Source organism: Streptomyces tailanensis (assembly GCF_008386495.1).
Taxonomy (GTDB): domain Bacteria; phylum Actinomycetota; class Actinomycetes; order Streptomycetales; family Streptomycetaceae; genus Streptomyces; species Streptomyces tailanensis.
In genome coordinates this window covers 137,694-157,827 of the sequence record NZ_VTHJ01000009.1, presented here as the reverse complement: position 1 = coordinate 157,827, position 20,134 = coordinate 137,694, and the positions used below count along the sequence as shown (strand labels likewise).

The 20,134-nt window shown below is 69.6% G+C and carries 17 protein-coding genes and 5 pseudogenes; 12 read left to right on the top strand and 10 right to left on the bottom strand.

Going from position 1 to position 20,134, the window contains the following annotated elements; genetic code table 11:
• Window positions 1-65 precede the first annotated feature (65 nt).
• Window positions 66-602, bottom strand: a complete 537-nt coding sequence (locus F3T56_RS10225; RefSeq protein ID WP_149824548.1) for a hypothetical protein — start codon at window positions 600-602, stop codon at window positions 66-68.
• A 181-nt stretch (window positions 603-783) separates the two neighbouring features.
• Between F3T56_RS10225 and F3T56_RS10220 the strand changes: the two genes are divergently transcribed.
• From F3T56_RS10220 to F3T56_RS10210, 3 genes and pseudogenes are all read left to right on the top strand, one after another.
• Entirely contained in the window at window positions 784-1,914 is a 1,131-nt protein-coding gene (locus tag F3T56_RS10220) for a PP2C family protein-serine/threonine phosphatase (protein WP_246203532.1), read from the top strand.
• A 137-nt stretch (window positions 1,915-2,051) separates the two neighbouring features.
• A pseudogene (locus F3T56_RS10215) lies at window positions 2,052-2,979 on the top strand (stealth conserved region 3 domain-containing protein); the annotation flags it as partial.
• On the top strand, window positions 2,898-3,977 hold the full coding sequence (locus F3T56_RS10210; protein WP_149824546.1) for an FkbM family methyltransferase: 1,080 nt from the start codon (window positions 2,898-2,900) through the stop codon (window positions 3,975-3,977). The pseudogene F3T56_RS10215 and the gene F3T56_RS10210, both read left to right, overlap by 82 nt.
• 152 nt (window positions 3,978-4,129) lie before the next feature.
• On the opposite strand, the pseudogene F3T56_RS10200 reads toward F3T56_RS10210, so the two are convergent.
• Window positions 4,130-4,389: pseudogene (locus tag F3T56_RS10200) on the bottom strand (transposase); the annotation flags it as partial.
• Window positions 4,390-4,494: 105 nt separating this feature from the next.
• Here F3T56_RS10200 and F3T56_RS10195 point away from each other — a divergent pair.
• Window positions 4,495-4,663: pseudogene (locus F3T56_RS10195) on the top strand (transposase); the annotation flags it as partial.
• A gap of 376 nt (window positions 4,664-5,039) precedes the next feature.
• On the opposite strand, the gene F3T56_RS10190 reads toward F3T56_RS10195, so the two are convergent.
• The gene (locus tag F3T56_RS10190) at window positions 5,040-5,663 is read right to left on the bottom strand and encodes a hypothetical protein (protein ID WP_149824544.1); all 624 of its coding nucleotides are present in this window, start codon (window positions 5,661-5,663) and stop codon (window positions 5,040-5,042) included.
• A 203-nt stretch (window positions 5,664-5,866) separates the two neighbouring features.
• Window positions 5,867-6,436 (bottom strand): hypothetical protein, encoded by a 570-nt coding sequence (locus F3T56_RS10185; RefSeq protein ID WP_246203530.1) that lies wholly within the window; start codon window positions 6,434-6,436, stop codon window positions 5,867-5,869.
• A gap of 229 nt (window positions 6,437-6,665) precedes the next feature.
• Between F3T56_RS10185 and F3T56_RS10180 the strand changes: the two genes are divergently transcribed.
• The 3 genes and pseudogenes from F3T56_RS10180 to F3T56_RS50030 all read left to right on the top strand — a co-directional run.
• Complete coding sequence (locus F3T56_RS10180) at window positions 6,666-6,875, top strand: hypothetical protein (RefSeq protein ID WP_149824540.1); 210 nt, start codon at window positions 6,666-6,668, stop codon at window positions 6,873-6,875.
• Between the two features lie 205 nt (window positions 6,876-7,080).
• The gene (locus F3T56_RS47610; protein WP_246203529.1) at window positions 7,081-7,407 is read left to right on the top strand and encodes an HNH endonuclease; all 327 of its coding nucleotides are present in this window, start codon (window positions 7,081-7,083) and stop codon (window positions 7,405-7,407) included.
• Window positions 7,408-7,463: 56 nt separating this feature from the next.
• A pseudogene (locus tag F3T56_RS50030) lies at window positions 7,464-7,646 on the top strand (IS256 family transposase); the annotation flags it as partial.
• 88 nt (window positions 7,647-7,734) lie between these two features.
• Here the strand turns inward: F3T56_RS50030 and F3T56_RS10165 are convergent.
• The 5 genes and pseudogenes from F3T56_RS10165 to F3T56_RS10145 all read right to left on the bottom strand — a co-directional run bounded on the left by F3T56_RS10165 (window position 7,735) and on the right by F3T56_RS10145 (window position 11,780).
• A complete protein-coding gene (locus F3T56_RS10165) occupies window positions 7,735-8,484 on the bottom strand; it encodes a hypothetical protein (protein ID WP_149824538.1) in 750 nt (249 codons plus the stop codon).
• Between the two features lie 87 nt (window positions 8,485-8,571).
• The gene (locus tag F3T56_RS10160) at window positions 8,572-9,435 is read right to left on the bottom strand and encodes an endonuclease/exonuclease/phosphatase family protein (protein WP_246203528.1); all 864 of its coding nucleotides are present in this window, start codon (window positions 9,433-9,435) and stop codon (window positions 8,572-8,574) included.
• A gap of 112 nt (window positions 9,436-9,547) precedes the next feature.
• Complete coding sequence (locus F3T56_RS10155) at window positions 9,548-9,868, bottom strand: hypothetical protein (RefSeq protein WP_149824534.1); 321 nt, start codon at window positions 9,866-9,868, stop codon at window positions 9,548-9,550.
• A 13-nt stretch (window positions 9,869-9,881) separates the two neighbouring features.
• Window positions 9,882-10,148: pseudogene (locus F3T56_RS10150) on the bottom strand (IS256 family transposase); the annotation flags it as partial.
• Window positions 10,149-10,409: 261 nt separating this feature from the next.
• Window positions 10,410-11,780, bottom strand: coding sequence for a DUF5685 family protein (locus tag F3T56_RS10145; protein WP_149824532.1), 1,371 nt, complete (start codon window positions 11,778-11,780; stop codon window positions 10,410-10,412).
• 407 nt (window positions 11,781-12,187) lie between these two features.
• On the opposite strand from F3T56_RS10145, the gene F3T56_RS10140 reads away from it, so the two are divergent.
• On the top strand, window positions 12,188-13,336 hold the full coding sequence (locus F3T56_RS10140; protein WP_172638876.1) for a hypothetical protein: 1,149 nt from the start codon (window positions 12,188-12,190) through the stop codon (window positions 13,334-13,336).
• A gap of 85 nt (window positions 13,337-13,421) precedes the next feature.
• Here F3T56_RS10140 and F3T56_RS10135 read toward each other — a convergent pair whose 3' ends face one another.
• Window positions 13,422-14,393 (bottom strand): LLM class F420-dependent oxidoreductase, encoded by a 972-nt coding sequence (locus tag F3T56_RS10135; protein ID WP_149824530.1) that lies wholly within the window; start codon window positions 14,391-14,393, stop codon window positions 13,422-13,424.
• Window positions 14,394-14,818: 425 nt separating this feature from the next.
• Here F3T56_RS10135 and F3T56_RS10130 point away from each other — a divergent pair, with 425 nt between their 5' ends.
• The 4 genes from F3T56_RS10130 (at window position 14,819) to F3T56_RS10115 (ending at window position 19,524) form a co-directional block, all read left to right on the top strand.
• A complete protein-coding gene (locus tag F3T56_RS10130; protein ID WP_149824528.1) occupies window positions 14,819-16,618 on the top strand; it encodes a hypothetical protein in 1,800 nt (599 codons plus the stop codon).
• 108 nt (window positions 16,619-16,726) lie between these two features.
• A complete protein-coding gene (locus F3T56_RS10125; protein WP_149824526.1) occupies window positions 16,727-16,969 on the top strand; it encodes a hypothetical protein in 243 nt (80 codons plus the stop codon).
• Window positions 16,970-17,298: 329 nt separating this feature from the next.
• A complete protein-coding gene (locus F3T56_RS10120; RefSeq protein WP_172638875.1) occupies window positions 17,299-18,894 on the top strand; it encodes an ISL3 family transposase in 1,596 nt (531 codons plus the stop codon).
• A gap of 111 nt (window positions 18,895-19,005) precedes the next feature.
• Window positions 19,006-19,524, top strand: coding sequence for a hypothetical protein (locus F3T56_RS10115; RefSeq protein WP_149824522.1), 519 nt, complete (start codon window positions 19,006-19,008; stop codon window positions 19,522-19,524).
• Window positions 19,525-20,134: the final 610 nt, after the last annotated feature.

Genomic DNA, 20,134 nt, shown 5'->3' with positions numbered 1-20,134 from the left:
GTCGTGAGTGCTCCCGGGAGGGATGGTCGTTGCGGCTGATTCGGTTGGCCGCTCGTCTGTCGGCATCAAGGGACGGTGTTGCTGACGGCCTCCGCCAACTCGTCAGCTGACTCGAAGGTCAGACGGTAGAACCCCTGGAGGCTGACCGAGCGCTCGAGACGCCCATCGACCAGGTATTTCAGACCGCGGGTCTGGCCTCGGCGGTTACGCCAGGTAAGCCTTGCCAGAAGATCGCCCGGGATCGGCATATCGAAGCGTACGGGCGTCGCGTCCACGTGCACCGCCGCGGCACCACAGCCGCCGGCACCGAGTATCGACCAGTCGCTGTGCCCGGGAAACGCCGACTCCCGCCATGTCGCCGGGGCGGTGCCGCAGCACTCACGCCGCTCCATGTCGATCACCCGCATCCGGCTCACCACGAACACGACGCCCCGGTTGACGTGCAGCGCGTACACCTCGTCCCCAACGCAGGCACCCGACCAGGCGGGCAGGGAGGAATGGACGCCGCTGAAGGCGACCGGCGGCCGCTCGCCCACGCGCCCCGCCTTACGCAGGGCACGGCACGTGTCATGGGTCCACAGGACGGTGAAGGCATCGGACATGCCGTGATCCTATGGACGAGCACTGACAGCCGTCCGTTCCGGTTGGCGGATCAGCGGCTGAGTCGGCGGGCTACAAGAGCGTTGAGTGGAACACCCGACCTCAGCGAGGCAGGCTATACCCATGCGGTCGCTCTTCCGCTCATCCGGCCCATCAGCAGCGGGCGGTCATAGCCGGGCCCTCATGCGGCTCGCGCAGTGTGTGCCGTTCATGATCGTACTGATGGCGCTGGGGATCGAGCTCTCGCCCGCACACGTTGTGTATACCGGTCCTGTCCTCGCCGCGATGCCGGCATTGGCTTCGCTGACGACGGGCCCGAAAGGCACCCTCGCGACAGCGACTGGAGCTGTGGCTGTCACCCTGATCACGGCCACCCTGCACCAGAGCTGGGGTGGCCAGGTCTACAGCAACCTTGCGGCCGCCGTCGTGGTGTCAATTGTCAGTGTCACCATGAGTAAGGCCGTGCGTACGCGCAGGCAGAGCGAGCTCAACCAGGTTCGCCGGGTCGCCGTGGCAGCCCAGCAAGTCCTCCTGCGACCTGTACCCACCCGGCTGGGCCCGGTGCGGGTGGCCAGCATGTACCTCGCGGCTGAGACGGAAGCGCAGATCGGCGGTGACCTGTACGAGGCGCTGCAAACACGGTACGGGGTCCGGATGATCGTGGGGGATGTCCGCGGCAAGGGGCTTCCTGCCGTGCGCTTGGCCGCAGCCGTGCTGGGCGCGTTCCGGGAGGCCGTGCACTACGAGGAGGACCTGGTGGAGGTGATGCATCACTGCGCGGCTGCGCTCAGGCGGGAGTGCGCCGTGCCGAGTGCGGCCGGCCAGGACGAGGCGAGAGACCAGGCGGAGGACTTCGTCACCGCGGTCGTGGCTCAGGTACCCGACACATTCGTCGTCCAAGTGGTCAACCGCGGCCATCCGCCCCCACTGTTGTTGCGCCAGGGCAAGGTCCAGGCGCTGATGCCCACCTCACCACTACCACCGCTCGGCCTGGAAGACTTCCTCACCGGTCCTCCCGCCAAGCCGGAGAGCTACCCCTTCGCACCCGGCGACCGTCTGCTGCTGCACACCGACGGCGTGATCGAAGCCCGCAATCGCGACAACGACTTCTTCGCCCTGCCCCAGGCCATGGAAGCGGTGCACTCCCGCACCCCGCCGGAGTTCCTGGAGCAGCTGCACCAGGCATTGATCCGCCACACCCCCCAGGGGCGCCTTGCGGACGATGCCGCGATGCTCCTCGTGGACCGGCTCGACGAGGAAGCAGGCACACAAGTCGACGCGGCCGCTGCCATCTCAATCGACAGAACGCATTGACCACCTCCCGCAACTCGGTGATGGGCTCATCCCTCTCTGGGCAAGTGGCTGCCCCTCACCCAGCGGCAGCGGTTCGCTGAGTTGTCACCGCGACCTGAGCGCGGTGCTTGGCGAAACCCGCCAACTGAAGACGAGGCTATGCGCTGCGCTCGCTGCACCTGTACGCCCCCTGGATCCGGCACGTCTATCTCGTCACCGACCAGCAGGTGCCCTCCTGGCTGGAGACCGGGCATCCCCGGCTCACCGTCGTCGACCACCGGGAGATCTTCACTGACCCCGCCGTGCTCCCGACGTTCAACTCGCACGCCCCCGACGTTCAACTCGCACGCCATCGAGAGCCAGCTGCACCACATCGAGGGGCTCTCCGAGCAGTTCCTCTACTTCAACGACGATGTCTTCCTCGGGCGGCCCACGGTGCCGCAGCACTTCTTCCTGGCCAACGGCATCAGCAAGTTCTTCCTCTCGAAGGCGTTGCTGCCACCCGTCGGAAGCGCGGGCGCGGACGACGTACCGGTCTCCGCCGCGGGCATCACCAACCGCCGGCTGCTGGAGGCCCGCTTCGGCAGCTGCGTCACCCAGAAGATGAAGCACACACCGTGCGCGCTGCGGCGCAGTGTGCTCGCCGAGATCGAACAGGTCTTCGCGGAGGCCCACCAGCGCACAGCCGCCCACGCCTTCCGCAGCCCGGACGACATCTCGATCACCAATTCGCTGCACCACTACTACGTGTTCCACACGGGCCGGGCCGTGGCCGGCAGCATCCGCTACGACTACATCGACATCTCCCAGCCGGGCATCGCCCCACGGCTGCGTCGGCTGCTGGCCGCCCGATCGCATGTCGCTTTCTGCCTCAACGACACGGTGACCTGTGCCGCCGGACAACACCCCGACGCGGCAATGGTCCAGCGCTTCCTGGACAGCTACTTCCCCGCCCCCAGCCCCTTCGAGCGCCTGCCCGACCATACGGAGGAGTTCTCCTCACCATGCCTCTTGCCATCAGGCTCCCTCACCATCCCGGCGTCCTTGAGACCGACGGCTCCTATCCACGCGCGCTCAACGTCCTGAGCCGCAAGCAGACCGCCATACAGCGGCAGCTGCGCCGATCGGGCCCGGCAGGGTACGAGCCCGTGACCCAGGCGACGCTGCTGGCTGTGGCGCAGCAGGCGCCCCCGGGCAGCGCGGTGTACGACGTCGGCGCGCACATCGGGCTCTATGCGGCGCTGATCGACGCGTTGTACGGCCACCGGTTGTCGGTGCACGCCTTCGAACCGACACCGGACACGGCGCGCATCTGTGAGGACATCCGCCGACACAACTGCCTCGACTTCGAGCTGATCACCTCGGCAGTCTCCGATGCGCCGGGCAATGCCGAGCTCCACCTGTCCCTGAAGGGCGAATCCTCCAACTCCCTCAACGCCGCGCATCGCAAGTACACCGAGAGCGTGACCGTGCCGGTCACCACGCTGGACGCCTTCACCCAGGAACGGTCGGCCCGGCCCCACCTCATCAAGATCGATGTGGAGACGCTGGAGGGCCAGGTGCTGGCGGGCGCGCTGGAGACGGTACGCCGGCACCGGCTCTGGATCGTGCTGGAGATCCTGCCCGGCTCCGACCATGTCGCTCTGGGCCGAGCGCTGGATGTGTTCACCGAGCTGGGGTACGGACTGCATCTCATCCAGCCGGAGAGCCCGTGGCCCGGCAGAAACCGGAGCGACTACCTCCCGCACGCGGGCAGTCAGTGCCGCGACTGGCTTCTCGCGCCGGTGCCGCTCACATACGACTTCCACCACGCGGTGCGCACCTGGCTCAGGGCCATCCTGGCATGCGACGAGCGCACCAACCTGGTCGTCCCCGGCGCCGCCTCCTTCCCCGACGCCTGGAACGCCCCGTACACATCGTCGCGCCCGCCCCGCAGGCGACGGTTCACGGATATGCTGCAGCCCGCCCGTCAGCGAGCGACAGCCGGCGTTCTGCCCGCTTTTGCCGAGGCGATGATCCGGAGGTCGATGGTCACGCGGATGGGCCGGCGTCCGGCACGGCCACGGGCCGCCGGCCGACGCTGAACATCCCCGACGTCTCCTGCCCCAGCCACCCCCGCTCGGTCAGGCGCCTGACCGTCGAACGCACCCCCTCGACCTTCGCCGACGTCGTCTACAGCCCCAACCGAACCGCGATCTCCTTGGCCTGGACGCGGTCCCTGGCCCGCCGCACGCCGGCTCGGCTCGGCTCGCAGCACGGCGATATCGGCGAGACAGTCTCCGCCGAGCGCGACCGCGAGTGCGACGTCCAGCAGGACCCTGCCCGGATCATGGACGGCCCGAGGCTTCCGCCACGGGGCAAGAGCCACGGATATCGCCTGGTCAAGACCAGTCTTGCGGGCCGTTTCCACCAGCAGGACCGAGCCGGCCTGCGAGCCACCCCGCGGCCACTGTCCTCGACCCGGACGCGCGGGTACGACCCGATAGTCCTCTGCACCTGAGAAGTGCCTCCGGGGTGGCAGGAACAAGGACCTCGACAATCCTCATTCTTGCTGGTCAGGGGCACTTTTCGATTACCTGATCACCTGCTGGGGTCGGCGGGGTGAGTGAACGCAAGCCGTATCCCGGTGACTTATCGGACGAGCAGTGGTATCGAGCCGGTGATCACCGCGCGGAAGGACCGGCACCGCCCGGTCAGCGGCCATCAAGGCGCCTACGACATGCGGGAGATCGTGAACGCGATCCTCTACCACGGGCGGACCGGCTGCCAGTGAGCCCTCGGACAGCGAGAGCACTTGGGGCTGCACGCCGGCCAGCGCCGACAGCGCGGCGCTGCGCGTCCCCAGCCCATCCGGCAGCGACTGGCCGACGACCTCTCCGACGTTGGGAAGCCGGGATACCAGCAGCTCGATGCCGCCGATGGCGGGGCGGGCCGAAGTTCGCCAGCTCGGTGAACTCCCTGAGCATCGTGCCGAGACCGCCCAGCGGTAGGAGGGAGTCGCTGATGCCTGACGACGGACATGCCGAGGCCGAAGCACAGGCCCGGCGGCGGGTCTACTCCACTTCGCCGTCCCGACCCCGGTCGCCCAGGGTCCCCCTCGCCCGATGCCAGGCGGCGTGAACGTGTTAGCCAACCCAGCGCAGTGATCAGGTGGTCGACCCAGGATCGGAGATCGGATTGCCTTCGGCGTCGAGCAGCACGTGACGCAGGGTCTTCATCAACGCGTCCGCCTCTGCGGCAAGTTGTTGCCTGTGCTTACTGGCGTTCCAGGCCGTGGTCGCCAGGAGGACATCCGAGGTCTGCGGAACCAGGAGGGCGTACGAGACGCTCTCCCATAGCTTCTTGCCGAACCCGAAGACGCCCTTGGACTGGTACCTGGCCTGCAACCGGATTGCCGGGCCGGCGGACAGGTCGACCCGGCTCACCCCCGGCTCCCCCACCATCTCCTTGTGGCCGCGTAGCCTGTCCTCGACCTCGTCCAGCGAGAGAGTGACGCCGTCCTCGCCGAAGATCTGGACGGTGAAAGTGGCGTAGTGGGCGCCGCCCGCGACGAAGAAGGCGGCGGAGAGAACCGATTGGATCTGCTCGGCTTCCCGGGCCGGGGAGATCAGACCCTGCTCGAAGGATTCTGCGGAGACCACGAGATCGGATGGGTTGAGGGAGTTCACGGCTGCCCGGGCCCAGCCGGTTTCTCCGGACGCAGCCATCAGTTGGATCCAGCCCTCCGGGAAATCCACCCGACAGGTCCAATCGTCGATTTCAACTGTCATGTCTGAATCTCCCAGAACGTCGACCGCGTGATTTCGTCGAGAGGTTTCCGCCGGTCACAACGTATTTCGGCGCCCTCAGTTCGGGCGACCGCCCTGCAACCGCACCGTCCGGTGGAGGTCAGCCCGCTCGTCATCGAGCCCCGGCCGTCAGGCCGGATGAAGGTCGGTCGTACCCGCTCCCGATCGTGGACCGTGGGCCCGGGTCACCAGTCGAACGGCTCGCTGAGCTCGTGGCCCCGGCGGCGCAGGACATGGCCACGCCTGCCCGCCAGGATCGCCATCAGCATCCAGCCCACCGTGCCGCCGACCAGACGGCCGAACTCGTCTGAGACATCGACGGTGTCGGCCTGCGCCATCGGCACCTTGCCGCCCGGATCACGAACGATGTCGAGCCTTTCGCCCACCTCTGGCGCCCCGGACCGACCCCGGTACGTCAGCTTCTCTTCCAGCTCGTTTCCGTCCGTACCCCGAAGGGTGAGGCGGTGGTTCTTGCTGGACGTACCAGTTGCGCTGTCCGCCACGACCACAACGCTCTCGCGTACGCCTCGGTGCTCCAGGACCCCCTCGGGCGCGTACTGGACAGATCCGACAAGGACGAGCAGCGAAGGAACCGCGGACAGCAACGCCAGCCACCAGGCGCGGTGAAGCAGGATCAGCAGGACGGTGAAGACCAGACAGAGAAGTACCCCGGTGGTGATGGGGATCCAGTCCGCTCCGAAGGCCACATACGCGATGCAGGTGTTGGCCGTGGCGGCTGCCCACCCGAACGCCACCAGACCGAGCGTCCTCCACACCGACCGCCGCGGACTGAACCCTGGCCCGTCCGTCCTGCTCGCTGGTGTGATTTGGCCGTTGCCTATCCCTGTCGGCACTCTCACTCCCCGTCACCTCTGCAGTGCTTGAGCCTGGGACGGTACAGGTCGTGAAAATGCCGATCTGCACGAGGTCCGAATCGGGTCAAGCCAGGTTGCACCGCCGAGGACCGAGTCGCACGCAATGGTGATGGTTGGTGCCACAGAACCCCCGCGGCCGCGGGGACGACAGCACATCGCCGCGGCGATCCGCGAGGAGCTCTCGGAGGTCACCGAACTGGAGGCGTGGCGGCTGGGGTTGGGCCGGTCGAGAGCCGACACCATCGCTCAGATCGGTGAGCTGTACGTCGCGGACGGTCTGCTGCCGCCGGGCCTATCGGAGTCGATGCTGTGCCGCTAGGAACACGACCCCGCAGACTGGCCCGGCCAGGACTAAGCGGTGATGCTGTGCCGTGCCTACGAGCCCAGCCCGGGCAGCTGGGAGTGCATCAGGTTGCGAGTCCGGCAGTTGTCCGCGTGGACCGCCGAGATGATCGGATACGGTCGCGGCGACGCCGGCGTCGCCGCATCCAGCCGGCAGGAAGGGGCGGATCCGATGACCACCGATGCTGGGCTCCCGTCGCTCCTATGCCGAGCGCGGCGCGGCCGGAGCCCCCGGCGGCCTGGTCCGCGCCCAGCTCCACGCCTGGGCGCTGCTGCCCACCCTTGCCCAGCAGGGCCGCGACCGGGAGGCGAACGCCGCCCTCGACGTGGCGCTGACGGAACTCGCAGCTGAAGTGCATCATCTGACCTACCGCAGCAAGGGCGGCAGCGACCACCCGAGCAACCTGGAGCTGATCCACACGACCTGTCATCGCCAGGCACACGCTGGCGACCGGAAGCACGACACCCACCGGCAGCCACAGGCCAGCTTGAGCCGGATGCGGGGATGACTCGCACGTCCGGTTCTTAGGGGGCTCCGGTGCAGCAATGCCCCGGAGCTACCCGACTGCTCAGCGTAGTGAACGCCGACGGCACCACCACCAACGGCTCTTCCCTGATCGACGAGATCGTCGGGGAGGGCGCGCGGCGGAAGCCGGCCGCCGCGCTGGAGGCCGAAACGAACGCCTGTGCAGCCGAGTTGGCCGATGTGCGCGACGACAGCGGACGCCGTCTGGTGGTGCGCATGGGGACCGTGACCGTGCGTCGAAATCCCAGGGGTCCAGAGGGTCCCGGGCCGCCCGCGACTTGTTTCTGGCCCTCTGCTGTGCGTGCGCGGTTCATGCGGCGGGCCAGGTGCCGAGTGTGTGGGCCAGTCGGTCGCTCTGCTCTCGGGTGATGCCCTGGGCGAGGCGAGTGCCGCACCGCGGACTCGCCGACCCGTCACAGTGCAGGATCCCAAGGAAGGGCTCCTGGCTGCCCGAGAGCGGGGAGGCGGCAGGAAGCGTCCATTCAGCCGGCTCCCACAAGGGGTGTTCCGCAAGGAGCGCTCCCGCGAGACCCAGCGTGGCCTGGACGCCCGCCTGCGCCAGCGCGTCGCCGAGTATGTCTGCGGCGTCCTCGGGCATGGCCTGGTCGCCGAGCGCGGGCAGCAGCAGGAGCAGGCGTGCGTATTCGGCGTGGACTCCCGGGGCGTTGAGGTCGGGCGTGCGGGCGATGTGCGTGAGCTCTCTCCAGGAGAGTCCCGGGCCGGCCTGGTGGCCGCCGACGGTGGCCAGGTGGCCATGCCGTCCCCACTCGGGGTGGGTGATGAAATACTCCGTTCCCGGGTCGTCGGGAAGGTTGTAGCCGAGGACCACCGCGGTGTGGTCGCCCGCGAACGGGATCCGGAAGACAGGCCACCGGTCCTCGTCGCTCAGCGCATCGCAGGCCGCGTCGGCATCGGCCCCGTCGACACCGAACCATTCCGGAACGGGGTCGTACTCCTCTGTCCGGCTCAGCCACATCAGGTAGGCCGCCCAGAACCCCGGCAGCGCCAGCAGGTCCTCGCCCTCGGTAAGAGGGGCGTTCTCGAAGCCTTTTATCAACACCGGTCCAGACTCTCAGCCACCTACGACAGCAGAACATTCACCGGCGGCAGCTCCATGCCGCCTCGGCAAGACACCAGTGATGCCCACTCACGTTGGGTCCAGGTCGGCGTGCAGCAGGTGGTGATCCGAGTACGAGGTCGGATGCACACGGTGCTCGAGCGGGACGAGACCTCGCAGGAAAATGTAGTCGAACTTGCTCTGCCAGTCGGTGGTCGGCTTGCAGGTGCCGGTGGACGCGGGACGGCACTGGGGGTCTGTATCCGCGGCCAGTGCCCAGATCCCGGAGAGTTCGGAGGCCTCCGGCACGGCGTTGAAGTCGCCGAGAAGGATCGCGCGGTCGTGCCGGGCGACCTCGGCGGCGAGTACGCCGGTCTGGTCTGCACGGACTGCCTCTTGACGTCGTTGGACGAGGTGTGTGTTGAAGACCCGGACGAGCCGACCGCCCACGGTGGTGGTGACCGCCATGTACCCACGGTCTTCGGATCCGCCGTCGGGGTATTCCACGTTGACGCGGTCCGTCATCGGTGCCGCCGAGAGGACCGCCTGGCCGAAAGCCCCCGGACTCCACGGCACTCCCCCGCAGCGGCCCCAATTCCGAAGAACCATCCCGTACTCGACGTGGTAAACCAGCCCGTAAAGGCTCTCCAGATAGTCCCGGATCCTCTCGACATCACCCACGCACGCTTCTTGCAGGCCGATGACCTGGGGAGCATACGCGGCGATCTCCGCTGCCCGGTCGACATTGCTTTCCTCGCAGGGGTTGCAGATATTCCACGTCATGACCCGGTTCGGGACGACCTCCCTGACGGCTTCGACGGGCAGTGACCTGGCGACGAGGGCGCCGCCTGGCGCACTGGGGCCGACGAGCACCGAACAGACCACGATCATGGCGCCTGCGAACAACCGCGTGCCCCTTCCGAGCACCACCGCCTCCTCAAAGTGGATACACATGGCATCTGACGTCTCCATGCACGAGGTTATGAGACGAGGTTGCCAGCAACACGGTTGCGTCCTGAGAAGTGCTTACGGGTTCGACCTGATCCCGCTGTGGATCAATAGCTGTTCACACGGTCTCGTGGTTCAGGGGGACGAGCCCTTCGATGGCGCCCAGGCGGGCTTGTAGGGCGGGGTCCAGGACAGGGGTGGTGAGCAACAGCACCTGGTGCGCGGGGTGTTCCGGAGCGTAGAGGTCGTCTTCGCCGTCGTCGCCGGGGATCGCGTTGGGCTGGATCTCGATCCGCCCGTTGAGGCTGCCGGCAAGGAGGTAGATGCCCCGGTAATCGCTGTCGCGCTCGGTGAAGACCAGCCCGAGGCGGTCACCGACGAGCCGGACCAGCTCGTCGACGGTGTGGGTGCTGGTGCCGTAGGTGTGGTGGTCGGTCATGGTGCACCAGACCCTATGCCGCGACGGTGGCGGAGCGCTCGACCAGTTGGCCGCGTTCGAAGCGGGCTCCCGCTCGGACGAGGGCGGCGAGGTGGGGTGCGTTCACGGCCCGCCACCGCCGCTGGGCGGACTCGACGGGCTTGAAGACCATCGCCAGGGCGGCGGTGCGGGAACCGGCGCCGCCAGTCACCTCGGTGCGCAGGCGGACGGTGGCGAACGTGGACTCAATGGGGTTGGTCGTCCGCAAATGGATCCAGCGCTCGGCAGGGAAGTCATAGAACCGACGCGCTGATGTCCGGTGGTGTTGATGGGGAGTCGGGGCATGTTCGGGGCGGTGACGCTGCGCCCGTACCCGGAGCAACGCCCGTTGCCGTCCGTCGCCGTACTGCAGGACTGGGCAACGCCAGCCGCTGGTAGCGCCATTGGGGCGCAGCCGCACGAGCGCGAGCGGTGGCGTACGCCGTACTCGACGCGCACAGCGACGAGCGGACCCCGCATCCGGTTCCCCTGCAGGGGCGGGGCCGCCCGGCTCATCCCTCGTTCAGTCGCAGCAGTCGCAGCACTTGCACGGGTTGCAGCAGCCACCGCCACCGCAGCAGCCGTCGCCCGAGCCACCGCCGGAACCACCAGAGCCACCGGACCCACGACCGCCACCACCCGAACCGCCGGAGGATCCGCCCGAGTTGCCGCCGCCGGGGCCGCCGAACCAGCCGTCGCGCCCGGAACCGTCCTGGCCCGAGCCGCTGTTGCGGTTGCCGTCGCCGAACTGCCAGGGCTCTCCGTCGTCCGGGCCCGCGTCCTCGCCGCAGGTGCAGCAGTTGAAGCACAATCCGCAATCGCGGCACAACTGGCGCCACTGGCCACACCGCCGGCACTGCCCCTCCCGCGGCCGGCCCGACGCCATCGAGGCACCCTCCGGAGCCGCGCCCGCAAGCGCCCCGACGCCACAAGCCGTGCCCGTGCCGGTCTCCGAGGGCGATTCCGTCGCCGTACGGCGTGCCAGCCAGGGCAGCATGCGCGGGCCCCGAGCCTGGTGGCGGTGCTGGTGGTGACCGTGCCGGGGGGCGAAGACGCGGTCGACGGCACGCTCCAACTCGCCACCCAGAAGCGCTCGTACCAGCCGCCCGTCGACGAACTCGGCTTCGGACAGGGCGAGTCGGATCCCATGGATGGCGTCGTCGCAGAGCCGGCGCACCTCGGCGCGGTCCGCGCCGGTCACGGCGATCGGGTTCCACGCGCCGGACGCCTCGTCCGCGTCCAGGTCCTCCACCGCGTCCAGCAGATGCGCCAGCCGACCGAACAGACGGCCGGCCTCCGCCAGCGGTTCGGCGTTGCCCGGGCGGCCGACGAGCACCGCGGTGTGCTCGAAGGCGGCGGCGGTCGCCGTCTCCGTGGGCTCCGTGACCGTCAGCAGCAAGCCGCCGGGACCGGCCAACCGCTCGATCTCCGCCTGGCGTTCGACCGCATCGAGCAGCACCGCGGTGTCGAAGCCGAGCCGTTCGCCGCCCGCGGCGCCCGCACGGTCCCAGCCATGGGCGATCCGACGTGCCGCCAGCGTTACCGGGCGGCGCCCCAACAGGCCGTCACCGTCGGTCACGTGATCACGTATCTTCGCCGCGGCCAGCACCAGCGACACCGTCGCCGCCAGCCGCGCGCCCTCGCCCTGTGCCACGTCCGCCGACCGCATCCCGCGCAGCGGGCACGGACCGGCGCCTCGCCGCCAGTCGCCGGTACGCTCCGACTGCGCCTCGGTCAGGACCGAGACGATCAGGCCGTCGTAGTTGGTGGCCACCCGCGCGAACTGCCCGTACTCGCCGCGCAGCGCCAGGCACAGCCCACACAGATGCGCCATCCACTCGGTACGCATGGCCTCGCCCAAGCGATGACGGCATGGCCTGATGATTCCGAACACCGAAGTTCGCCCCCGTAGATACAGATACCCGGATCCCCGGGATACCCGGACACAGCCAGATGGACGGCTCACGGACGTACGACCGACGCCCATGAGGCACGACCGCGCGCGACGGCAACCGCATGTGACGTCGACGCGCGGCCGACATCCTAGATGGTCGATTCCGAGGGGTGTCTGCGGAGACGAGAACGAGGGTGTCCAAGATCGTTGTGTGAACACCTCCTCTCCGCCGAGGCGGACAGGGAGGAGGACCTTGTGCAGGTGGGCTGAGTGATCATGGAGCGCGAAGCCGGCTCGCCGACTGGGCGGCGCGGCAGCGGCGGAGGTCGGTGGGACCCCCAGTGATCTCCGCCGGGCCGCGGCGACGATACTGGTATCCATACGTGCCCCTGCTCCCCGGTGGACTCATGCCGACCTCCCCCACAGCCCGCCCCACGACGCCTCCCACGGTGTGGCCGGCTCGCGGCCGCCACGTCGGACCCGACGCGGAAGGCGTACTCCGTCACACCCTGCGACAGCTCAAGGACAGCCAGGTCATCGACGACTTCCGGGAAGTGCCCGACGCCGGGGGCGACTTTCCGGAGCAGGTCTTCGAGGCCCGTTGGCGGGTTCCCGACGACGTGACCGTACGCGCCCGGCTGGGCCTCGCGCCCGACCTGGGCGGCGGGCGGGAGTGGACCCTGCTCGCGGAGGCGGAACAGCCGTGGGACCCGGCATGGCCGTCCCCCGTCACCCGGTTCTGGCCGGAGTACGGCGACTGGGACCACGACGCCGCCACAGGCCTGTCGCTGAGCAGGATCAACCCCCTGCCCGAGGACGACAAGGACGCACGGCGCCTGCTGAGGAATTCCGGGCACGGCGGATGGTGTGTCCACGTCGTCGTCCACGAGGCCATGAGCACGGACGAGCGCGGGCGGCTGCCCCTCGCGCGATGGCTGCCGCCGAGCCTGCGCCACCGCGTCGTGGAACACCGGGCCGCGCCCCATCAGCTGCGGGTCGTGAACTGGGCGCTGCGGGAGTTCGACGTGGAGGTGCCACGCGGCGGTGCGGTGGCGCTGCCCGGCACCCCGGCCCCGTCCGGTTACGACGCCGAGGACTTCGCCGTACGCGCGGTGTTCCTGGACGGTTCGGAGCCGGCCGACCTCGTCGCGGCGGTGACGCGGTTCGCCGCGCTGCCGCGGCCGCTGCCGGACGGTGCCGACGACGCCCTCACCGCGCTGCGGGAGGACTGGCACCTCCTCACTCTCGAGGAGGAACTCGCCCGGGAACGGAAGCGGGTGGCGATGTACGCCGAGGCGCTGGAGGCCATGACGGATTCCCGGAACCTGTACCGGGAGGCGACCGAGCGCGCCCACGAGGCGCTCGCCGCCTACCGCGAGTCCGCCGAGGCCGCCCCCGGCGGACAGCAGCCGTCCGGGACGCGGACGACGTCTCCGTTCCAGCAGCTGACGCGCACGCTGGAGCGCCTGAAGGACAGCGCCAAGGCCCTGCGCCCCGCCGCCACGGCTCAGGGCGACGAGGACACGGACGCCCGGCCGGCCGGCTCGGAGCGCTAGCGCTCGCTAGCGTCTCAGCGCCGGGGGGCCGGCCCGGGGTCCGAGGGGGAGGCTTCGACGGCCCTCGCACCGTCGCGGCGTGGCGTCATACGAAGGCGTCGCGTAGCGCGGGCAGCAGCGTCTTCTCCGACCAGTCCAGATAGGCGGGCTGCGACTCGCCGCCGATCTGCACCAGGGCGATCTCGGTGAACCCGGCCTCGGCGTACGGGCGTACGGCCTCGACGAAGGCTTCCGGATCGTCGCCACACGGGATGGACGCGGCGACGTCGTCGGGCGTGACGAACCGCGTGGCCGCTTCGAACGAATCCGGGTGCGGCAGCTCGGAGTTGACCTTCCAGCCGCCGCCGAACCAGCGGAACTGGGCATGTGCGCGCCGGACGGCCGTGTCGCGGTCGGGGTCGTAGCACACGGGCAGCTGACCCACGCGCGGCTTGCCCGCACCGCCGTGCCGGTCGAAGGACTGGAGCAGCCCCGGCTCGGGCTCCGTGGCGATGACCAGGTCGGCGAGCCTGCCCGCGAGGGCGCAGGACTGCTCGCCGGAGACGGCGATGCCGAGGGGCGGCGGCTCGTCCGGCAGGTCCCACAGCCGGGCGGATTCCACGTCGTAGTGCGCCCCGTGGTGATTCACATGGCCGCCCTCGAAGAGCGCCCGGATGATCTCCACCGCCTCTTCGAGCATTTCATGCCGCACGTCGACGGACGGCCAACCGCCGCCCACCACATGCTCGTTGAGATTCTCACCTGAGCCGAGCCCCAGCCGGAACCGCCCCTGCGACAGCAACTGCATCGTCGCCGCCTTCTGCGCCACCACCGCCGGGTGATAGCGGAACGTCGGGCAGGTCACGTACGTCATCAGCGGAATGCGCGAGGTCGCCTGGGCGGCCGCGCCCAGCACGCTCCACGCGTACGGCGAGTGCCCCTGCGAGCGCAGCCACGGGAAGTAGTGGTCGGAGGTCACCGAGAAGTCGAAGCCCGCCTCCTCGGCCCGCGCCAGATGGTCGACGAGCTCACGGGGGCCGGCCTGCTCGGTCATCATCGTGTATCCGATGTGCACCATGAGCACCGAGTCCCCGGGCGGGGAGGGGCGAAACAGCCCACCGGCGCCTCGGTCACGAGGGTAAGGAATACCGCGTTCCGTGCGCTAGGCCGGTCTGCCCGAGTCGCTGCGGCCTCGCTGACCCGCACCGTCCAGACCGGTGAGCACCGCTCATGACCGCTCCCGGTGATGCAGCCAAGGAACAGGTGACCGAGGCAGGACAGGCGGGCCGCCGACCGGGTTGGGTGAGCCATACCCGGGAACGGCCTTGGCCCGCCGCGTCGTCGCCGCGTCGTCGCCGCGTCGCGTCGCGTGCGTTTGCTGGAGCGGTGACCGCCCTTGCCTCAGTGCCGGCCGGCCAGCCAGGTGAAAGTGCTGAGCGAGGGCCCCATGAATTGCCAGCGGCCGACGTCGAGTTGTCAGTGCCGTGCGTCATGATCGGGCGTATGAACACGATCGACACGGCTGTACCCCGAACCCCCCGCCGGTGGAGCGGATTCGACTCCTCCGCCGCCCTGCAGGGTCTCGTCGGGGCGTCGGGCTGCTGGAACCACGACTCCTTCGCCGACATCCGACGCATCGGCCGCTACATCGAGGGAAGTTGGAGGCCCGAGCCGGGCGAAAGAGAGGTCCGCCCGCCCGCGGCGGGCAGCTGGACAGAGCTCGTCGGCCGCCCGGGCGGACTCGCGCTGCGCGCGGCCGCCCTCGCGACCAGACCAGAGCGTCGCGAGGTGCTGCTCGACTTCCTGGAGATGTGGGCGCGAACGCCGTTCGCCGACCCGGCCTACCGTTTCCGCCTGGGCCGGCTCGCCGGAACGACCTCATTCACTGTCCGCGACCACCAGGGCGCCTCCTTCGGCCTGCACCTGCCGGCCGCGCGCAGGACCCTCTACTTCGAGGCCGTGCTCCCCGGCGGCGAGGCCGCCCCGCGCCCCGAGGAACCGCTCTACGTCGTGGACTGCCACCGCGGTTGGGGCACCCCCGAGCAGTTGCTGCGTCTGGTGGAGCTCGTCCGGGAGCGCGGCCCGGTCGCCTGGGACGCCGACGCGGCGCTCGCCCTGAGCGAGGCGACCGGCCTGAGCCGCCCCGCCGCCGCCCTCGTGCTGGCCGGCAACCTCGGCTCGGGCAATTACCGTCAGCCCTTCCTCGACGAGCACGAGCGCGCCGTGTTCGGCTTCAAGGTCGGCGAACTCGAAGCGGCGCGTGACGAGTTGTCGATGCTGCACGACGACGAGCGGCTCGCCCTGCCGGCCGAGGTGATGCCCGCGGACCCCGTGGACCTGTGGCAGCCGGGTGGCCTCGCCCGCGTCGCGGAGCGCACCGCCGCGGCCTGGGCGGAGCAGCACGGCGCCCGTCCGCACGCGCCGTGGAGCACCTGGCAGGCCGCGGTGGCCCTGGAGACCCGGATGCCAGCGACCCACCTGTGCCACCTGTTCCTGGACCCGGCGAACGCCACCCTGCCGCCGGGTTTCTACCTGCGGGTCTGGCCCTGCCCGTCCGAGCACCGCCACCTGCGCACCGCGTGGGACGTCATGGGCGACTACGACGCCACAACCGTCGCGGACGCCCTCTTCGCCGGCCTGCCGTGGGCATACGCGGACCTCCCCGCCGGGGATCCCATACGCGCCGGGGCGCCAGAAGTCGTCCAGCATCTGCGCAAGGTACTGGCCCGGCGCGACTCACCGGCCCGCGTCCCTTACTCAGGCGTGATCCGCGGCAACCTGGGGAGCCGGCGCTGGGACTGGCTGACGGATGGCACCTGCGACCGCGTCATGGCCCGCATCACCGCCGACGACCTGCCTCCGGGCCGCTACGAGTCCGACCCGCGCGCCTGCGCCCCCGACCTGGTCGCCGACGTTGCCGCCACCCTCGACCTCTCCGAGGACGCTGCCGCCCTCTATCTTCAGCTCCTCCTGCTCCCCGTGCCATCGGACCGCAATGTGCGGCGCTGGAACGCCTGGACACCGGCCCGCCACAAGGCAGCCGCAGCGGAGCTGGTGGCGAGCGGCCTGGTGGTGGAGGACCGCCGGGCCCGCGCGGGACGCACGCTCTTCCTGCCCGGCCCATGGGCACGCGCCAAGAAGCCGCTGCCACCGATGGAGTCCTGGAAAGCGCCCCTGATCGGAGCGCAGCTGAGCGCAGACCGGAGCGAGGTGAGGGCCTTCGAGCTGCTCCCGGGGACACTCCCCGAGCTGTTCGCCAAGGCCTGGCACCTGGTCCGCGAGGGAGACAGGCCGATGGCCTGACCTATGGCGCTCTGGGAGAGCGACTCCAGGTTGCCGCGTGCGTGGCCCGCGCCGCCCTCCGGGTCGGCAGCGCGGGCGATCTCCCTCGACCGCCCCCTCCGTCATCTCATGACGGGGAAGACCCTGACGCTGGTCACCAGGCCGGGCATCGTGGTCGATACTGATGGTCTGCAGCTGGTACACAGCAGGGTCAAGTACCGTCAGACTCCGGCGAATCCTGATACGCCGGTCACTCTGCGCGTTGAGCTGATCGGTCAGAAGGCCCACGGCCGCGTGGTGGTGCGGCCCGCGCGTCGGACGTTCGGACAGTGGCTGCTGCGCAGGCCCACGTCCCTTTCTGCGGGTGATTGACTCCCTCGTTGTGAAGTACCCGGCAGGGCGGTCGCCGAGGTCCTCGAACTGGCCGACGCTCGGGGGTTGCGGCTGCGGCCGCTGCCGAAGTGAGCCTCGTCAGCCCGACTGCCTGCCGGAGACCACAGGAACCGTTTCACCGCAAGAGCCGAGGTGGGGCCACTTCGCGGCTCTGGCAGCGATCACGGGAGCTGTCACGGTCGGTGAAGGGCGTGTTCGATTCCCGTGTCCGAGCCGGGGTGCGCTGGGCTGTATCCGCCCATACATGACGCTCCCTCAGCTCTTGGTGAAGCGGGCTGGACACTCATGCCGCGGTCGATGTCTTGGGCATGGATGGATGCGAACTCTCCTGGCAGGACGTGCTGTTCGCGGGTGTGGCGGTGGTCGTCGAGTCCGCAGTGCGCGGCGCGACGACGACGGTCATGCGGGCCCGCGGTCGGAGCCGTGACGGGCGGTGCCCGAAGTGTGGTACTCCGTCGTCTCGGGTGCACGACCGATACCAGCGGCGGTTGCAGGATGTGCCGCTGGCCTCGCGGCAGGTGGAGATCACGTTGGAGGTCCGTCGGTTCGTCTGCGCGAACGCGCAGTGCCCGCAGAGGACGTTCGCCGAGCAGATACCGGGCTTCACCAGCGCGTACGCCCGCTGCACCAACCGGCTGGGGGCGCTGCTGAACGTGATCGGGCTGGCCCTGGCCGGACGCGCCGGAGCGCGCATGGCCGCCGCGCTGGGCATCACGGCGGGGCGGATGGGGTTGCTGAGCCGGGTGCGGGCAATGCCCGACCCGTTGTACGACATCCCGCGCGTGCTCGGCGTAGACGACTTCGCGATCAAGCGCGGCCACACCTATGCGACCGTGCTGACCGACGGGGAGACGCACCGGGTCGTCGACGTGCTGCCCACCCGGGACGCCGGACCGCTGACCACGTGGCTGCTCGCGCATCCCGGCGTGGAGGTCGTGTGCCGCGACCGGGCCGGTGCCTACGCCGAGGGCGCCGCCGTCGGCGCACCGGAGGCGATCCAGGTGGCAGATCGCTTCCATTTATGGATGAACCTGGGCCAGGCCGTCGAGAAGTGCGTCGCCGCGCACCGCTCCTGCCTCAGCCCGCCGCCGTCGGCGGCCCCGCCACCGTCCGCACAGCCACCGCCCCGTCCCGCAACGGCGCACGGCAACGGCCGCCTCGCCGCGCGGCTGCAAGCCCATCACGCCCTGGTCCACGGTCTGTTGGAGCAGGGCTTGGGGATCCGGGCCATCGCCCGCCACCTGGGCTGGGGCCGTCACACCGTGCAGCGGTACGCCCGCGCCGAGCACTGGCACCAGGTCTCCCCGGGACGTCACCGGCGCGGCAGCAGCCTCGACGTCCACCACACCTACCTCTCCCGACGCATCGCCGAGACACGCGGCCGCGTCTCGCTCACCGCCCTGCACCGCGAACTCGCCGAACGCGGCTGGCAGGGCAGCTACTCCACGCTGCGCGACTGGGCGCGGCACCGCCTGCACCAGCCCCGCCGGACCCCACAGCCGCCCCCGGCACCGCCGACCGCGCGGCAGGTCACCGGCTGGCTCACCCGCCGGCCGAGCTCGCTCTCCGAGGACGAACACCGGCAGCTCAAAACGGTTCTGGACACCTGCCCCGAGCTGGCCATCGCGCACCAACTCGTCCGTGACTTCGGTGACATGCTCACCCAGCAGACCGGCGTCCTCCTGCCCTCCTGGATCGACAAGACCCTCGCAGCGGACCTGCCCGGTCTGACCGGCTTCGCCCGCGGGCTCACCAATGATCTCGACGCCGTCACCGCCGGGCTCACGCTCCGCTGGAGCTCGGGCGGCACCGAGGGCGCCGTGAACCGCATCAAAAAGATCAAGAGGCAGCTGTATGGGCGCGCCGAATTCGAACTCTTACGGAAGATGATCCTGCTCGCGTGACCCGCCGCGATGGCTGCCTGCGCCGGCGCAGGTTGAGCATTGTCACCGGAGGTTGGTCACCAGTAGGTTCGAGCCGCTGACGTTCGAACGACAGGGGATGCGGGGCCTCGGGTGGCACTGCTGGACACACTGGTGACAACGGCCACCGGGGCGCTGTCCGCCACAATCGGGGTCCTGGTCGGGGGCATCGTCACACACCGCGCCCAGGACCGTCAGTGGCTGCGGGACAAGCAGCTGATCGCCTACGAGGAACTGATCAGCCACTACGCCAAGTTCACGATGACCATCAGCCGCGCCCATGCCGACCGACAAGGCTGGGACTACGACTGGAGCGAGTGGAGCGCAACCCTGACCCGTGCCAGCCTGGTCGCCCCCGCAGACGTCGCGGAGGAGATCGACAACTTCGGCAAGGCCATCAACGCGTTCCTGAACCAGGTGGCGCGTGACCCGGCACGCGACCCCTTGCATAATCCGTTGAGCGTGGAGGAGTTCGCCCAGGCCAGTAGAGCACCCGCCCAAGCGCAGGTGCAGTTGGTCAACGCCATACGACGGTCACTGAGCAAAGACCAAAAGACACTGCCCTTCTGGATAGGCGGATCCCTCGCGAGCAGTCCCGACGACACCAGATAGACGAGGCACGGCCGGAAAGCCCATCCACCGCCCACGATCGCACAGGGCATCCCGACGCTCATCAAGGAATCGAACACGCCCCTCACCGACCGTGACGGCTCCCCGTGATCGCTACCAGAGCCTCGAAGAGCGGCCCCGATCTGTGAAGGTCGTCTCCGGTGAAGGCGGCCTGGAATGGCTGCACTTGGCCCTTCCTGCTCGTCACTCGTGGGGTCAGTTCAGGTGGCCCCACCTCGGCTCTTGCGGTGAGACGGTTCCCGTGGTCTCCGGCAGGGGCGGTGCTGTGGATGTCTTTGTCCAAGCAAGAGCTGTTCGACCGGATCCGGCGGGACAGCTGGCAGCGGCAGCTGTCGGTCCGGGCTCTGTCGCGGAAGTACGGCGTTCACCGCCGGCTGGTCCGCGAGGCGTTGTCCTCGCCGGTGCCCACCCCGCGCCGCCGACCGGTGCGGACGTCACCTCGGATGGAGCCGTACAAGAAGACGGTCGATGCCTGGCTGCGGGCTGATCTGGAGGCGCCGCGCAAGCAGCGCCACACCGTACGGCGGATCGTGGCGCGGATCGAGGAGGAGTTCGGCGAGGCGATCCCGTATCCGACGGTCCGGGACTTCGT

Excerpts from the sequence above, each read along its gene's own strand:
- F3T56_RS10225 (WP_149824548.1), bottom strand. The coding sequence starts at position 602 with ATGTCCGATGCCTTCACCGTCCTGTGGACCCATGACACGTGCCGTGCC.
- F3T56_RS10160 (WP_246203528.1), bottom strand. The coding sequence starts at position 9,435 with ATGTGTATCCACTTTGAGGAGGCGGTGGTGCTCGGAAGGGGCACGCGG.
- F3T56_RS10140 (WP_172638876.1), top strand. The coding sequence starts at position 12,188 with ATGCCGACCTCCCCCACAGCCCGCCCCACGACGCCTCCCACGGTGTGG.
- F3T56_RS47610 (WP_246203529.1), top strand. The coding sequence starts at position 7,081 with ATGCTGGGCTCCCGTCGCTCCTATGCCGAGCGCGGCGCGGCCGGAGCC.
- F3T56_RS10155 (WP_149824534.1), bottom strand. The coding sequence starts at position 9,868 with ATGACCGACCACCACACCTACGGCACCAGCACCCACACCGTCGACGAG.
- F3T56_RS10190 (WP_149824544.1), bottom strand. The coding sequence starts at position 5,663 with ATGACAGTTGAAATCGACGATTGGACCTGTCGGGTGGATTTCCCGGAG.
- F3T56_RS10120 (WP_172638875.1), top strand. The coding sequence starts at position 17,299 with ATGGATGGATGCGAACTCTCCTGGCAGGACGTGCTGTTCGCGGGTGTG.
- F3T56_RS10210 (WP_149824546.1), top strand. The coding sequence starts at position 2,898 with ATGCCTCTTGCCATCAGGCTCCCTCACCATCCCGGCGTCCTTGAGACC.
- F3T56_RS10180 (WP_149824540.1), top strand. The coding sequence starts at position 6,666 with ATGGTTGGTGCCACAGAACCCCCGCGGCCGCGGGGACGACAGCACATC.
- F3T56_RS10130 (WP_149824528.1), top strand. The coding sequence starts at position 14,819 with ATGAACACGATCGACACGGCTGTACCCCGAACCCCCCGCCGGTGGAGC.
- F3T56_RS10220 (WP_246203532.1), top strand. The coding sequence starts at position 784 with ATGCGGCTCGCGCAGTGTGTGCCGTTCATGATCGTACTGATGGCGCTG.
- F3T56_RS10125 (WP_149824526.1), top strand. The coding sequence starts at position 16,727 with ATGACGGGGAAGACCCTGACGCTGGTCACCAGGCCGGGCATCGTGGTC.
- F3T56_RS10135 (WP_149824530.1), bottom strand. The coding sequence starts at position 14,393 with ATGGTGCACATCGGATACACGATGATGACCGAGCAGGCCGGCCCCCGT.